A 14,601-nucleotide genomic window follows, 5' to 3' on the forward strand; every position below is an offset into this window, starting at 1 on the left:
AAGTTTAGCATACCCCTTGTGCAGATGCCGAAGTCGGCGCAGCTGTGATCTTGTTAGCAAATAAGCAAAGAGCAGTTTGCAAATAATTAACATCGCTCCCACACTCACGATCATCTGGTATGACCAGATCACCTTTCGCGGTTTCAGGAGACGCACATGCTCTACCAAGGCGCTAACCTTACTCTTCACTGGCTGGACGATGGCATCGCCGAGCTGGTTTTTGACGCTACAGGCTCGGTCAATAAGCTCGATACGCAAACGGTCGCCAGTCTGGGCGAGGCGATTGCGGTGCTGGAACAGCAGCCAGACCTGCGCGGCCTGCTGCTGAGCTCCGCTAAACCTGCTTTTATTGTGGGCGCGGATATCACCGAGTTCCTTTCTTTGTTTGATGCACCCACCGAAAAACTGAGTCAGTGGCTGAGCTACGCCAACAGCATCTTCAACCGTCTTGAAGATTTACCGGTGCCAACCCTGGCCGCCATTGACGGCTATGCGCTGGGTGGCGGATGCGAATGCGTACTGGCAACCGATCTGCGTATCGCCACTGCGGATGCCCGTATTGGCCTGCCGGAAACAAAACTTGGCATCATGCCCGGCTTTGGTGGCAGCGTGCGATTGCCGCGCCTGCTGGGTGCCGACAGTGCGCTGGAAATTATTGCAGCGGGTAAAGATGTGGATGGCAATGCCGCCCTGAAACTCGGTCTGGTCGATGCGGTCGTGGCGCGTGAGAAACTGCGCGAGGCGGGGATCACCATGCTTAAGGCCGCTGCCGCAGATGACAGCTGGCGCGCACGCCGTGCACCGAAACTGGCACCGCTGAAACTCAGCCCGATTGAAGCGGCGATGAGCTTCACGATTGCGAAAGCGATGGTGCTGCAGACCGCAGGTAAACACTATCCCGCTCCGCTGATGGCCGTAAAAACGATTGAAGCGGCGGCCAGCCTGGGTCGTGATGATGCGCTGAAACTTGAAACGGCAGCGTTTGTGCCGCTGGCGCAGTCTGATGAAGCCCGCGCACTGGTCGGCATCTTTCTCAACGACCAGTACGTTAAAAGTCTGGCGAAAAAACGCGGCAGCGAAAGCGGCGCTCCGGCTCATGCAGCGGTACTGGGCGCGGGCATTATGGGTGGCGGCATCAGCTACCAGTCTGCCTGGAAAGGCGTGCCAGTCAGAATGAAAGACATTAATCCGCAGGCGTTAACGCTGGGGATGAATGAAGCCAGCAAGCTGCTCAATAAGCTGCTGGAGCGCGGCAAAATCGACGGCAGTAAACTCGCCAGTGTGATCGCCACTATTCAGCCCACCCTGGATTACGCCGGTTTTGACCAGGCCGATGTGGTGGTGGAAGCCGTGGTCGAGAACCCGCTGATCAAGGCCAAAGTGCTGGCGGAAACCGAACAGCATCTGCGTCAGGATGCGATTCTGGCCTCCAATACCTCAACCATTCCTATCAGCCAGCTGGCGCAGGCGCTGCAGCGCCCGGAAAACTTCTGTGGCATGCACTTCTTCAATCCGGTGCCGCGTATGCCGCTGGTCGAAGTGGTTCGTGGCGAGAAAACCAGTGAAGCGACACTGAGTAAAGTGGTGGCATGGGCCAGCAAAATGGGCAAAACGCCTATCGTGGTGAATGACTGCCCCGGCTTCTTTGTGAACCGGGTGCTGTTCCCCTACTTCGCTGCTTTCAGCCTGCTGCTGCGCGACGGCGCTGATTTCCGTCAGATCGACAAAGTGATGGAAAAACAGTTCGGCTGGCCGATGGGGCCTTCATGGCTGCTGGATGTGGTGGGCATCGATACCGCGCACCACGCGCAAAGTGTTATGGCGGATGGTTTCCCGGATCGCATGAAGCACGACTATCGCGATGCGATCGATCTGTTGTTTGATGCCGGTCGTTTTGGTCAGAAAAATGGCAAAGGATTCTGGCGCTGGGAAGAGGATAAAAAGGACAAGCTGAAGAAAGTGCCGGATGCTGAAGTGGATACGCTGCTGCAACAGGTCTGTCAGCCCGCGCGGGTCTTCAGCGATGAAGAGATCCTGAACCGTATGATGCTTCCGATGCTGAATGAAGTCGTGCGCTGCCTGGAAGAGAAGATTATCGCTTCGCCAGCAGAAGCGGATATGGCGCTGGTCTATGGCCTCGGCTTCCCGCCGTTCCGTGGTGGTGCTTTCCGCTACCTCGATACCCTGGGCAACAGCAATGTGGTCGATCAGGCCCGGCGCTACAGCGCGCTTGGTGGCCTGTATGCCCTGCCTGCGCTGCTGGTACAGAAAGCCCATCAGCATGAAAGCTGGTATCCCGCCGCCAAACCGATTGATGAAGCCGCGCTGAAAAGCGCCTGAGGGCAAGAAGATGGAAAATGTGGTGATTGTTGATGCGGTGCGCACGCCAATGGGACGTTCAAAAGGCGGAGCCTTTCGGAACGTGCGCGCTGAAGATCTCTCCGCGCACCTGATGCGCGAAATCCTGAGCCGCAACCCGGCGGTGAACCCGGCATCCCTCGACGATATCGTCTGGGGCTGCGTACAGCAGACGCTGGAACAGGGATTTAATATCGCGCGTAACGCCGCGCTGCTGGCCGAAATCCCGCACTCTGTGCCGGCCACGACCGTTAACCGGCTGTGTGGTTCGTCAATGCAGGCGCTGCACGATGCGGCCCGCGCCATTATGGTCGGCGATGCGCAGTGCTGCCTGATTGGCGGTGTGGAGCATATGGGACACGTGCCGATGAATCACGGCGTCGACTTTCATCCCGGCCTGGGCCGCACCGTCGCTAAAGCTGCGGGCATGATGGGCTTAACCGCCGAGATGCTGGCGCGTATGCATCATATCAGCCGTGAGCAGCAGGATGCGTTCGCCCTGCGTTCGCACCAGCGCGCATGGCAGGCCACACAGCGCGGGGACTTCGCAACGGAAATTGTCGCCACCTATGGTCACGACAGCGACGGCATTCTTAAGCGCTATGATTTCGATGAGGTGATCCGCGAGGAGACCAGCGCCGAAGGCCTGGCGGCGCTTAAACCCGCCTTCGATCCGGTGAATGGCACCGTCACAGCGGGTACGTCGTCGGCCCTGTCCGATGGCGCGGCCGCCATGCTGATTATGAGTGAATCACGCGCCCGTGAACTGGGACTGACGCCACGTGCACGTATCCGCAGCATGGCAGTGGTCGGCTGTGATCCGTCGATCATGGGCTACGGACCGGTTCCGGCCAGCAAACTGGCATTGAAACGGGCGGGACTGAGCGTCAGTGAAATCGACGTGTTTGAGCTGAACGAAGCCTTTGCCGCGCAGACCCTGCCCTGTATTAAAGACTTAGGTTTGCTGGAACTGATGGATGAGAAGGTCAATCTGAATGGCGGCGCGATTGCTTTAGGTCATCCGCTGGGCTGTTCCGGTGCGCGCATCAGCACTACGCTGCTGAACATCATGGAACGACGCGATGCCCGTTTTGGCCTCGCCACCATGTGCATCGGACTGGGCCAGGGGATCGCAACCGTATTCGAGCGTCTTTAATACGTTGAGTCTTACTTTGTCAGATTTACCCGCCGTTGATCGGCGGGTTTTTTCTGTCTGCTACCGGGAATCAGATAAAGGCAAACGCATCGCCATACATCTGTGATTCCACTGCGCCACGCTCGGCACAGAAACGATCGCGGGCAATCTTTGCCATCTCAAAACGTCCGGCAATGTAGATCTCATGCTCACTCAGCGTGCTGAAGTCCTGCATCACTGCGGTCAGTACCGTACCAGAACGGCCCTGCCAGCCTGCTTCAGGCTGCTCGACGACCGGGATCACCTTCAGGTTCGGGTGCTTCACGGCCAGCGCATCCAGCTCATCCATATCGTACAGATGCTTAAGCTCACGTCCGCCCCAGTAAATGGCGATGTCGCGCTCTGGCTGTTCCGCCAGTGCGGTGAGCAAAATCGAACGGGCATAGGAGAAACCGGTGCCGCCTGCAATCAGGATCAGCGGTTTAGTGCTCTCTTCACGCAGCCAGGCATCGCCGTGCGGCATATCAACCGTGATCTGGCGATCGTTACGGATGCGGTCCATTACGGCCATGGCATAGAGATTCAGATCGGACGCGCCGATATGCAGCTCGATAATATCTTTTTCCATCGGCGTTGAGGCCAGCGAGAACGGACGCTTGTCGCGCTCATCCATCACTACCATCAGATACTGTCCCGCGCGAAAACTGAATTCCGCTTCAGGGATCAGGCGAACGCGATAGACCGTGTCGGTAATCGCCTCAACCGAAGTTACTTTACAGCTTAACGTTGTCATGCGTTCCCTCTGTCGGGTCGTCTTTATGGTTGTGCTCGCCATCAACGCTGTGGCGGCTGATCAAAAATACCTAGCTCATCCCAGATAGCATCAATGCGCGCGGTAACCGCCGGATCTTTAACGATGGGTGTGCCCCATTCACGCTGCGTTTCACCTGGCCACTTATTGGTCGCATCCATCCCCATTTTCGACCCCAGCCCGGAAACAGGTGAGGCGAAATCGAGATAATCGATCGGGGTATTTTCTACTAATACCGTATCGCGGGCCGGATCCATACGGGTGGTAATGGCCCAGATCACGTCGTTCCAGTCACGCGCATTAACATCATCGTCACACACAATAACAAATTTGGTGTACATGAACTGCCGTAAAAACGACCAGACGCCAAACATGATACGTTTCGCATGCCCGGCATACTGCTTTTTAATCGTTACAACCGCCAGCCGGTATGAGCAACCTTCCGGTGGCAGATAGAAGTCCACGATCTCCGGGAACTGCTTCACCAGGATTGGCACCAGCACTTCATTCAGCGCCACACCCAACACCGCAGGCTCATCCGGCGGCCGGCCGGTGTAGGTGGAGTGATAGATAGGCTTATGGCGCTGCGTAATATGTGTCACGGTAAACACCGGGAAGCTGTCTACTTCATTGTAGTAGCCGGTGTGATCGCCGTAAGGTCCTTCTGGCGCCATATCGCCCGCTTCGATATACCCTTCCAGTACGATTTCCGCACTGGCCGGCACTTCAAGATCGTTCGACAGGCACTTCACCACTTCGGTTTTATTGCCGCGCAGCAACCCGGCAAACGCATATTCTGACAGCGTGTCAGGCACCGGCGTGACGGCACCGAGAATGGTGGCGGGATCGGCACCCAGCGCCACCGAGACCGGAAAACGCTCACCCAGATGCGCTTTCGTCCACTCCAGATAATCGAGCGCGCCGCCACGGTGCGACAGCCAGCGCATAATCAGACGGTTTTTGCCGATCACCTGCTGTCGATAAATGCCAAGATTCTGCCGCTCTTTATGCGGGCCGCGCGTGACGGTCAGTCCCCAGGTAATCAGCGGTGCCGCATCGCCAGGCCAGCATTTCATCACCGGAATACGCGTCAGATCGACTTCATCGCCGCTGAACACCTCTTCCTGACAGGGTGCATTGCGCAGGCGTTTGGTTGGCATGTTCAGGACCTGCTTAAACTGCGGCATCTTATCGAACAGATCGCGGAAGCCTTTTGGCGGCTCCGGCTCTTTCAGGAAGGCCAGCAGTTTACCCACTTCACGCAGTGCGCTGACTTCTTCCTGGCCCATGCCCATGGCCACGCGCTTTGGCGTGCCGAACAGATTGCACAGCACCGGCATGTCGTACCCTTTCGGGTTTTCAAACAGCAAGGCGGGGCCACCGGCACGCAGGGTACGGTCGGCAATTTCGGTCATTTCCAGTTCAGGATCGATCGTCTGGGTAATGCGCTTTAGCTCACCGCGCTGTTCGAGCAGCGCGAGAAAGTCTCTTAAATCGTGATATTTCATGCGGCTTTAGCTTTCCGGCCAGAGTGAGTCGGCCATTATAGGTCTGATTACACGGAGTTGCTGAGGTTTATATGGCCGCCTCATACGCACTGAAAGGGAACCAGCGGTTGTAACGCACGGGCATCGTGATACCCCTGAATCGGCTCGCCGTGGCGAAACAGTTTAAAATCTTCGTTACGCACGCTGTGATAACGCAGCTGGTTGTCATGTAGATGCAGAAAACTGCCTTCACGCAGCGCAATGACCGACTCAGCAGGGTTAACGGCACAGAACTCCGCCAGACGTTCGTCACGGGTTTCGCCCATGTGGCCGCTGACGCTGGCATCCAGATAGTGGGGATTGATCTGCACCGGAAAGAGGCCCAGCGCAGGTAACACCACGCTGCTGCGTACCGGCATATCGTTAGTGGTACGGATTGAGGGCGTTGCCACGTTGCAGCCTGCGCTCCAGCCGACATAGGGTACCTGCCGCTCCCGCACCGCGCGCTGAATCGCTCCGATCAGACCCTGTTCATGCAGCATCTGATTCAGAAACCAGGTGTTGCCACCGCTGACTAAAATCAGCTCTGCCTGGGCAATTGCATCAGCTGGCGAAGCGAATGCCTGAACCCGCTCCACCTGAATTCCAAGAGAAGCGCTGAGCTCATCAGCGCGCTGCTGCTGATCGCCACGAATAATTGCGTAGGGGATCAGTACCGCCGACCGGATAGCGCGTCGCGCGATCATGGCGTGCAGCTGTGGCTGCGCATAGCCCAGCAACGGCGCATCATCCGCCAGCTTGCCATTGCTCAACAGAAAGAGTTCCATCAGAGGATCCTTGTGCAGATGTGATGGTCATCGAGTCTGATACAGAGCAATAGCCGCCGTCAATTACCCATCAATGCTTTTACTGCCATCCGGCATGTTAGGAAAAGTCTCAGTTTATTTTCGCTGCAGGACGCTTTACCCTGCCCCTGCGCTATAACTCTGGCAGCAGGTTTGCTATTCTTAGCGTCCATTCAATGGGAGCAGTTATGGAATCCTGGTACTTACTCTATTGCAAACGTGGACAGCTATTGCGCGCGAAGGAGCATCTGGAGCGGCAGGAAGTGCATTGCCTCAGTCCAATGATCGCTCTGGAAAAAATCGTGCGCGGCAAACGCACCACGGTGAGTGAGCCACTGTTTCCAAATTATCTGTTTATCGAATTCGATCCGGAAGCGATTCACACCACGACGATTAGCAGCACACGCGGTGTCAGTCACTTCGTGCGCTTTGGCACCACGCCCGCAACCGTGCCATCGGCGGTGATAGAAGCGCTGGAAACCGACGTTCCGCAAATCCTGCTTGACCCTGAGACACCACAAAGCGGCGATGAAGTCGTCATCACCGAGGGGACGTTTGAAGGGCTGCGCGCCATTTTTGCCGAGCCGGATGGTGAAACGCGCTCGATTCTGTTGCTGAATCTGCTGAACAAGCAGGTGATGCGCAGCGTCGATAACAAGCAGTTCCGTAAGATTTAAGCCAGTCGGAACAACGTCCGCGCATTCTGATCGATGCGGGTCGCCAGTTCCTCAGCACTCTCGCCTCGCCATGTCGCCACCTGATTAACAATATGCGGTAAAAAGCAGGGTTCGTTCCGGCGTGAGGTTGGGCGCGGACGCATGTCGCGTGGCAGCAGATAAGGCGCATCCGTTTCCAGCAGCAGCCGGTCAGCCGGAATCAGCGGCAGCAGCTCGCGCAATTCCAGCCCACGACGCTCATCGCAAACCCAGCCCGTAATCCCCACCGATAATCCCATCGCCAGACAGGCCTCCAGCTCATCACGGGTGCCGGTAAAGCAGTGAATCACCGCACCAGCCAGTTTCGGCAGCCAGGGTTCAAGTACCGCAGCGAAACGGGCATGGGCTTCACGGCAGTGCAGAAACACCGGCATGTTGAGTTCGGCCGCCAGCGCCAGCTGCGCGTCAAACGCATACTCCTGCTGCTCATGCGCCGACAGGTTGCGGTTGAAATCGAGCCCGCACTCACCGATAGCTACCACTTCCGGTTTTTCAGCCAGGCGACGCAGGGTACTGGCGATTTCCGTGGACCATTCGCTGGCATGGTGAGGATGAACGCCCGCAGTAGACCAGCAGAAGCCGGGTTGAGCTTCAGCCAGTCGCTGAGCCTGCTGGCTCTCCAGCGCGTTAGTGCCGGTAATAAGCATGCCGGTGACGCCCGCATCACGCGCGCGTTTAACCACCTTTTGCCGGTCGGAGGCGAATTGCGTGCTGGTCAGGTTTACACCGATATCAAACATAATATTTCCCACTGTTTATAAACAAAAACCGCCCATCAGGGCGGTTTGGAGTGAACGCTTCCCGCCAGTGCGGGTAAGGCTGTCAGCATCAGGCGTCGGTGTTCTCTTCCTCATCCTGTAAGCGTCGGCCTTTACCCACGTAGTACCGGGAAAAGAATACGCCGACTTCAAACAGGCAGTACATCGGAATAGCGAGCAAAGTTTGGGAAAAAACATCCGGCGGTGTGAGCAACATCCCGACCACGAAGGCACCCACCAGAATATAGGGGCGCTTCTTCTTCAACTCTTCCGGACTGGTGATCCCGGTCCAGCACAGCAACACAATCGCTACCGGCACTTCGAACGCCACGCCAAATGCCATAAACAGCGTCATGACAAAATCGAGGTATTTAGAGATATCCGTTGCGACGGTGACGCCAATCGGTGCGGTCTTGGTAAAAAAGCCAAATGCCAGTGGGAAGACCACGAAATAGGCAAAGGCCACACCGAAATAGAACAGGAAGGTGCTGGAAAAGAGCAGCGGCATAACCAGCTTACGCTCATGCCGGTAGAGCGCCGGGGCGACAAAGGCCCAGACCTGATAGAGGATCACCGGCACCGCAAGAAACACCGACACAATAATGGTCAGCTTAATCGGGGTGAAAAACGGTGAGGCCACATCGGTCGCGATCATGCTCGATCCAACCGGCATCTGGCTGATCAACGGTGCCGCGACCAACTGATAGATGTCATTGGCGAAGTAAACCAGCACCAGGAAAATCGCTAATACAGCGAGAATGCAATTCAGTAGTCGCTTACGCAGCTCAATCAGATGACTGATGAGCGGTTGGGTATCTTCAACGGCCATTATCGTTCATCACTTGCAGAAGAGGAGGCTGCGGGATTACGCGCAGAATCTGCCGGTCTGGCAACATCACTCGCAGGCGCCTGAGCCGGAGCGCTGGCCACAGCGGCAGGTGCGGCAGAGGATTGCACAGCCGGAGCGGATGAAACCGCGGATGGAGCCTGTGCCGGAGCCGTGGCGACTGCGGCAGGTGCCGCAGAAGGTTGCACGGCCGGACCTGAATCTGAAACCGCAGCGGGAGCCTGGGCCGGGGCACTGGCCTGATGTTCTGCGCTAGCCGGCGTTGCCGAAGGCTCAACCGGGCCAGGTTCAGATGCCTGCACCGTCTCAGAAGCCGCCTGAGGTACATGCCTGTGCTGAGCCGAATGAATGGTGTTCGCCTCATCTTCCTCTTTTTCAATGTCGATACTCTGACTGACCGAGCGTTTCATTGAATCCGCGGTTTTACGCAGCTCTTCCATCGACTCTTTCAGCTCAGGGGAGAGCGTACCGCGGCCCGCTTCTTCCACCTTTTTCAGGCTCTCCTGCAATTCCTGCAGCTTGAGCTCCTGCGCCAGTTCATGTTGTACATTGGCTGCCAGCGAGCGAATCGCCCTGATCCAGCCGACCACTGTTTTCACCGCAACCGGTAAACGTTGCGGGCCGAGAACAATCAGCCCGATAACGAACACCAATACCAGTTCACTAAAACCAATATCGAACACGGTTTACACCTGCTTGTCGTTCTTGGCTTCTTCTTTGTTAGCCGACGTTTGCTGTTTGTCCGCCAGTGTTTTGGCCGCGAAGTCAGCGTCCTGCTCTTTCGGCTGATCCTTTTTGTCATCCTCGTCACTCATGGCTTTTTTGAAGCCACGAATCGAAGAACCTAAATCTGAACCCAGATTACGTAATTTGTTGGTACCGAACAGAAGAACAACAATCACGGCAATGATTAACAATTGCCAGATACTGATACCGCCCATGAGATAGCCTCTAATATTCTGTGAAAACGATAAGGTAATGCAGGACAGAGTGCCCTTTTTAACCGGGCTTTAGCCAGCGACATTACCTTTTTTTAAACAGACGTGACAATCAGTTTGTCTTACGCCAGCCGATTAACCAGGAGACGATTCCCGCTGCCATCAGCACCGCCGGGAAGAAGTCCCAGTCCGGTCGGGTGAGCAGCACCGCCGTTCCACTTAACAGCAACGTTGCACCGACGCCAAACAGGTATCGCGCCTGATGATGACGGACGCGTTGCGCGTTCATGTCGCCCACTAACTTATCGACGCTGTGCCGTAAGAGTTTGTGCTGGCGCATGCTGTCGTAAAAGAGTTCTGGCAACTCAGGTAACTTTTCAGCCCAGAATGGCGCTTTCTCTTTGACCGCACGAATAATAGCGGGCAAACCGACCTGATCCTTAATCCAGTCTTCCAGGAACGGCTTAGCCGTCTTCCACAGGTCGAGCTGCGGATAGAGCTGACGGCCAATCCCTTCCACATAGAGCAGCGTTTTTTGCAGTAATACCAGTTGCGGCTGCACTTCCATATTGAAGCGGCGTGCGGTGTTAAACAGATTCAGCAGCACATGGCCGAAGGAGATCTCAGCCAGCGGTTTTTCGAAAATCGGCTCACAGACCGTACGGATCGCAAACTCGAAATCTTCAACGTTGGTATCGGGCGGCACCCAGCCTGAGTCAACGTGCAGCTCCGCGACCTTACGGTAATCACGGTTGAAGAAGGCGATGAAGTTTTCTGCCAGATAACGCTTATCTTCTTTGTTCAGCGAACCCACGATACCGCAGTCGATGCCGATATATTGCGGGTCTTCCGGATGCTCATAGCTGACAAAAATGTTGCCCGGGTGCATATCCGCATGGAAGAAGCTGTCGCGGAAAACCTGGGTGAAGAAGACCTGCACGCCACGCTCTGCCAGCAGCTTCATGTTCACACCATGACGCTCCAGCGTCGCTACGTCTGAAATCGGAATGCCGTAGATGCGCTCCATCACCATCATAGTTTCGCTGCAGTAATCTGAATAGACTTCCGGCACATAGAGCATACGGCTATCTTCAAAGTTCCGGCGCAGCTGAATGGCATTGGCGGCTTCGCGTAACAGATTCAGTTCATCAAGCAGGGTTTTCTCATAATCGCGCACCACCTCGACCGGACGCAGACGACGGCCATCCGGCAGCAGACGCGGAACCCAGCGTGCCAGGCGATAGATAAGCTTCATGTCCGCTCTGATGACCGGCAAAATATCGGGGCGAATCACCTTGATGACCACTTTCTTACCGGTCGATTTCAGTGTGGCGGTGTGTACCTGCGCAATGGATGCCGACGCCAGGGGCTTGATATCAAAATCATCAAACCAGGTTTCAATCGGTGCGCCCATTGAGGCTTCAATCTGCGCTTTGGCTTTGACGCCATCGAACGGCGCAACGCGGTCCTGCAGGATTGCCAGTTGATCGGCGATCAGCGGCGGGAAAAGATCGCGACGCGTCGACAGCATCTGGCCAAACTTGATCCAGACCGGCCCAAGTTGCTCCATCGCCATGCGCATGCGTGCGCCAATCGGTTCATGCTTATACAGATTCGGGATCCAGAAAACAGAGCGACGCCACAGACGAAACAGGAAAGTGAGGCGTGTCTGAGGGATCAGTTCATCAAGGCCATAGGTCAGAAAGACCTTCATGATCAGATATAAACGGCGGATCTCTCCAAAACTCATTTTGCCTCCAGCTGCGCCAGACGCGCATCAAGCGCCTCAAGCGAACGTTCCATCGCGTCGACCTCCTCAGAAAACCAGGCTAACTCCAGCGAGCCAGGCGCAACACGCCACTCTTCGGTAATGGCCTGTCCGAGATAATCCTGGCGACGCTGCACTTCACCTTTGAAAAAGCGGAATGCCTGTTGTGAGCGCTGACTGATGCCCTGAGCGGCGATATCGCCGACCCAGGGAGCCAGATATTCTGCCGGATCCAGCTCAGCCAGATCCATCAGCGCTGATAACTGCTGCACCACCTGCAGGTCACCTTCAACCTGCAGCTCACCGCTGCGGATCAGCGGCGTCAGCTGCTGGCGATCGCGCAGCTTAGGCAGCGTTTTCAGCGAGGTGATCACCGTGCAGTCACTGCGATCCTGCCAGTCCGCTAATACGTCCAACTGCTGCTCACTGAAAACCAGCACCAGCGGATGCGAAAACTCACTCAGGCGCAGCGTCAGCACTTTGCCATTCAGGCGTTGCCGCGCCGCTTTCAGGCCACGATCACGATAGAGAATACGGTTCAGCGCCGTTTCCAGACCCGCGGTAATCAAGGGCGTCAGGTTCATTACCATCTCACTCAGAACTTAAATCCGCGATGCAGCGCAACAATGCCGCCGGTCATATTGGAGTAAGTGGTATTTTCAAAACCGACATCGTTCATCATCGCTTTCAGGGTCTCCTGATCGGGATGCATGCGGATTGATTCGGCCAGATAGCGATAGCTCTCTGCATCCTGCGCTACCAGCTGTCCGATGCGCGGCAGAATGTGGAACGAGTAAGCGTCATACGCTTTGCTCAGCGGATCCAGAACAGGCTTAGAGAACTCCAGCACCAGCAGGCGTCCGCCCGGCTTAAGGACGCGGAACATGGAGGCCAGCGCCTTCTCTTTTTCCGTGACGTTGCGCAGACCAAAAGAGATGGTGATGCAGTCGAAATAGTTATCGGGGAAAGGCAGCGCTTCTGCGTTAGCCTGGACGTAACTCACGTTGCCCACCACGCCCTGATTGCGCAGTTTTTCGCGGCCCATCTTCAGCATGGAGCTGTTGATATCCGCCAGGACAACCTGACCGGTTTCGTCCACCAGGCGAGAGAATTTGGCGGTGAGATCGCCGGTACCACCCGCCAGATCTAACACGCGCTGACCGCGACGTACGCCGCTGCTGTCAATGGTAAAACGCTTCCAGATACGATGGACGCCAAACGACATCAAATCGTTCATCAGGTCATATTTTGCTGCTACGGAGTGAAACACATCCGCGACTTTGTCAGCTTTTTCGCTTTTGGCGACCGTCTGAAAGCCAAAATGGGTAGTTTCCTGCTGTGATTCATCTGCCATCGGTTTTACCTGCTCCACAAACAATACTTCCCGAAGTGTATCAGAGTCACGGAAGTCAGGCACGCTGCGCCCATACTATTCGTGGAGGCGTCTCACACGACTCTCACTTTCATCCGCATCCCTGTCGTCATCTGCGTCGTCAGCGGCCCGGTTTTCCGGCATGGCCCGCTCGGCCAGCTGGGGATTGATGGGTCGTTTGATCTCCACGCCCAGCGCACGAAATCCTTCCGTCTGCGCAATCAGGTTGCCGCGCCCTTCTGCCAGCTTTTTCATCGCCTCGCGATAGCTGTTCTGCGCCTTATCCAGGCTGTGACCAATGCCGCTCATGTCATCGACAAACAGTCGCATCTTGTCATAGAGGCGCGTGGCCCGGTCAGCAATACGCTGCGCATTGCGGCTCTGATGCTCATAGCGCCAGAGATTGTTAATGGTACGCAGCGCCACCAGCAGCGTGGTGGGACTGACCAGCATAATGTTTTGCTGCAGCGCCTCGCCAATCAGCTCAGGCTGACGGTCAATCGCCAGCAAAAAAGCCGGCTCGACCGGAATGAACATCAACACATAATCCAGCGACCGTAAACCGGGCAATTGTTGATAATCTTTTCGTCCCAGCAGGCGAATGTGCGCTCGCATCGCGCTGACATGTTCCTGGATCGCCTGCTCACGTTCGATCTCATCATCCGCATTGAAGTAGCGCTCATAGGCCACCAGCGTCATTTTGGCGTCCACCACCACATCTTTACCCTGCGGCAGACGCACAATGACATCCGGCTGCATCCTGCCCTGCTGTTCTGACTGGATGCTGACCTGGGTTTCATATTCGTAGCCTTCACGCAGCCCGGAGGCCTCCAGTACCCGGCTCAGCACCACTTCACCCCAGTTACCCTGGATTTTATTGTCGCCCTTGAGCGCTTTGGTCAGGTTAAGTGCCTCCTGCGCCATCTGCGCATTCAGCTGCTGTAACTGCCGGATTTCATGAGTCAGGGTGTGCCGTTCACGCGCTTCTGCACCAAAGCTTTCATGCACCTGACGGCGAAAGCCATCCAGCTGTTCACGCAGCGGGCCAATCAGCCCGTCCAGACTCTGGCGGTTCTGTTCATCGACGCGACGGCCGCTGTTTTCGAAAATACGGTTGGCGAGGTTTTCAAACTGGGCGCTGAGGCGTTGTTCGCTGTTGGTCAGCAGGCGCTGTTTCTCTTCAGCGGCAAAACGGGTCTCTTCAAGGCGGATGGTCACTTCGCGCAGCTCTGCTTCCTGCGCGCTGTTCACCTCCAGCTGATTGCGCAGTTCACGATTAAGCTGTTCGCTTTCATTGCGCCAGTAATCGAGCTGTTGCAGGCGCTCATTCGCCCCGCTCAGCGCGCCATGAAGCTGACGCAGCTCATGCTCACGCTGCTGCGTCTGCTGCTGAAGCTGTTCGATTTGCTGCTGCTGGCGCTGTTGCGCCTCTTCCTGCAGACGGCGCTCGGTCTGAAAACTGGCGACCTGATGGCCGGCACGTAACTGTGCCAGCATCCAGCCAATCCCCAACCCGGCCAGCGCCAGACAGGCGCTGATAATGATGTGCTGATCCATGATTTCCCC

General features: G+C 56.2%; 14 protein-coding genes. 3 read left to right on the forward strand and 11 right to left on the reverse strand.

The features are described from left to right. Positions 1 to 156 precede the first annotated feature (156 nt). Both fadB and fadA read left to right on the forward strand, forming a co-directional pair. Complete coding sequence (gene fadB, locus IV493_RS16970; RefSeq protein WP_195857476.1) at positions 157 to 2,340, forward strand: fatty acid oxidation complex subunit alpha FadB; 2,184 nt, start codon at positions 157 to 159, stop codon at positions 2,338 to 2,340. A 10-nt stretch (positions 2,341 to 2,350) separates the two neighbouring features. Further along, positions 2,351 to 3,514 (forward strand): acetyl-CoA C-acyltransferase FadA, encoded by a 1,164-nt coding sequence (fadA, locus tag IV493_RS16975; RefSeq protein ID WP_195857477.1) that lies wholly within the window; start codon positions 2,351 to 2,353, stop codon positions 3,512 to 3,514. 70 nt (positions 3,515 to 3,584) lie between these two features. Here fadA and fre read toward each other — a convergent pair whose 3' ends face one another. From fre to pepE, 3 genes are all read right to left on the reverse strand, one after another. Then, positions 3,585 to 4,286: an NAD(P)H-flavin reductase gene (gene fre, locus IV493_RS16980; protein ID WP_008926461.1), complete on the reverse strand. Its 702-nt coding sequence runs from the start codon at positions 4,284 to 4,286 to the stop codon at positions 3,585 to 3,587. Between the two features lie 41 nt (positions 4,287 to 4,327). Then, entirely contained in the window at positions 4,328 to 5,812 is a 1,485-nt protein-coding gene (ubiD, locus tag IV493_RS16985; protein WP_195857478.1) for a 4-hydroxy-3-polyprenylbenzoate decarboxylase, read from the reverse strand. Positions 5,813 to 5,892: 80 nt separating this feature from the next. Further along, a complete protein-coding gene (pepE, locus tag IV493_RS16990) occupies positions 5,893 to 6,618 on the reverse strand; it encodes a dipeptidase PepE (protein ID WP_013359718.1) in 726 nt (241 codons plus the stop codon). A 206-nt stretch (positions 6,619 to 6,824) separates the two neighbouring features. Here pepE and rfaH point away from each other — a divergent pair, with 206 nt between their 5' ends. Next, on the forward strand, positions 6,825 to 7,313 hold the full coding sequence (rfaH, locus tag IV493_RS16995) for a transcription/translation regulatory transformer protein RfaH (protein ID WP_033734838.1): 489 nt from the start codon (positions 6,825 to 6,827) through the stop codon (positions 7,311 to 7,313). Here the strand turns inward: rfaH and tatD are convergent. From tatD to rmuC, 8 genes are all read right to left on the reverse strand, one after another. Continuing rightward, entirely contained in the window at positions 7,310 to 8,092 is a 783-nt protein-coding gene (gene tatD / locus IV493_RS17000) for a 3'-5' ssDNA/RNA exonuclease TatD (protein WP_033734837.1), read from the reverse strand. The genes rfaH and tatD overlap by 4 nt on opposite strands. Positions 8,093 to 8,180: 88 nt before the next feature. Then, positions 8,181 to 8,939, reverse strand: coding sequence for a Sec-independent protein translocase subunit TatC (gene tatC / locus IV493_RS17005; protein WP_013359715.1), 759 nt, complete (start codon positions 8,937 to 8,939; stop codon positions 8,181 to 8,183). Next, on the reverse strand, positions 8,939 to 9,640 hold the full coding sequence (gene tatB, locus IV493_RS17010) for a Sec-independent protein translocase protein TatB (RefSeq protein ID WP_195857479.1): 702 nt from the start codon (positions 9,638 to 9,640) through the stop codon (positions 8,939 to 8,941). Before tatB ends, tatC begins: the two co-directional genes overlap by 1 nt. 3 nt (positions 9,641 to 9,643) lie before the next feature. Beyond that, on the reverse strand, positions 9,644 to 9,898 hold the full coding sequence (gene tatA / locus IV493_RS17015) for a Sec-independent protein translocase subunit TatA (protein ID WP_009088506.1): 255 nt from the start codon (positions 9,896 to 9,898) through the stop codon (positions 9,644 to 9,646). A gap of 109 nt (positions 9,899 to 10,007) precedes the next feature. Then, complete coding sequence (ubiB, locus tag IV493_RS17020; protein ID WP_033734835.1) at positions 10,008 to 11,645, reverse strand: ubiquinone biosynthesis regulatory protein kinase UbiB; 1,638 nt, start codon at positions 11,643 to 11,645, stop codon at positions 10,008 to 10,010. After that, the gene (locus IV493_RS17025; RefSeq protein WP_195857480.1) at positions 11,642 to 12,247 is read right to left on the reverse strand and encodes an SCP2 domain-containing protein; all 606 of its coding nucleotides are present in this window, start codon (positions 12,245 to 12,247) and stop codon (positions 11,642 to 11,644) included. The genes ubiB and IV493_RS17025 overlap by 4 nt, the downstream gene beginning before the upstream one ends. 11 nt (positions 12,248 to 12,258) lie before the next feature. Further along, positions 12,259 to 13,017: a bifunctional demethylmenaquinone methyltransferase/2-methoxy-6-polyprenyl-1,4-benzoquinol methylase UbiE gene (ubiE, locus tag IV493_RS17030; RefSeq protein ID WP_195857481.1), complete on the reverse strand. Its 759-nt coding sequence runs from the start codon at positions 13,015 to 13,017 to the stop codon at positions 12,259 to 12,261. 75 nt (positions 13,018 to 13,092) lie between these two features. Continuing rightward, positions 13,093 to 14,592: a DNA recombination protein RmuC gene (gene rmuC, locus IV493_RS17035; RefSeq protein WP_195857482.1), complete on the reverse strand. Its 1,500-nt coding sequence runs from the start codon at positions 14,590 to 14,592 to the stop codon at positions 13,093 to 13,095. Positions 14,593 to 14,601: the final 9 nt, after the last annotated feature.

Origin of the sequence: Pantoea sp. SM3640 (genome assembly GCF_015654165.1) — a bacterium.
Taxonomy (GTDB): domain Bacteria; phylum Pseudomonadota; class Gammaproteobacteria; order Enterobacterales; family Enterobacteriaceae; genus Pantoea; species Pantoea vagans.

Coding starts and splice junctions, on each gene's coding strand:
- rmuC (WP_195857482.1), bottom strand. CDS start 14,592: ATGGATCAGCACATCATTATCAGCGCCTGTCTGGCGCTGGCCGGGTTG.
- tatA (WP_009088506.1), bottom strand. CDS start 9,898: ATGGGCGGTATCAGTATCTGGCAATTGTTAATCATTGCCGTGATTGTT.
- ubiD (WP_195857478.1), bottom strand. CDS start 5,812: ATGAAATATCACGATTTAAGAGACTTTCTCGCGCTGCTCGAACAGCGC.
- pepE (WP_013359718.1), bottom strand. CDS start 6,618: ATGGAACTCTTTCTGTTGAGCAATGGCAAGCTGGCGGATGATGCGCCG.
- ubiB (WP_033734835.1), bottom strand. CDS start 11,645: ATGAGTTTTGGAGAGATCCGCCGTTTATATCTGATCATGAAGGTCTTT.
- ubiE (WP_195857481.1), bottom strand. CDS start 13,017: ATGGCAGATGAATCACAGCAGGAAACTACCCATTTTGGCTTTCAGACG.
- rfaH (WP_033734838.1), top strand. CDS start 6,825: ATGGAATCCTGGTACTTACTCTATTGCAAACGTGGACAGCTATTGCGC.
- IV493_RS17025 (WP_195857480.1), bottom strand. CDS start 12,247: ATGAACCTGACGCCCTTGATTACCGCGGGTCTGGAAACGGCGCTGAAC.
- fre (WP_008926461.1), bottom strand. CDS start 4,286: ATGACAACGTTAAGCTGTAAAGTAACTTCGGTTGAGGCGATTACCGAC.
- tatD (WP_033734837.1), bottom strand. CDS start 8,092: ATGTTTGATATCGGTGTAAACCTGACCAGCACGCAATTCGCCTCCGAC.
- fadB (WP_195857476.1), top strand. CDS start 157: ATGCTCTACCAAGGCGCTAACCTTACTCTTCACTGGCTGGACGATGGC.
- tatC (WP_013359715.1), bottom strand. CDS start 8,939: ATGGCCGTTGAAGATACCCAACCGCTCATCAGTCATCTGATTGAGCTG.
- fadA (WP_195857477.1), top strand. CDS start 2,351: ATGGAAAATGTGGTGATTGTTGATGCGGTGCGCACGCCAATGGGACGT.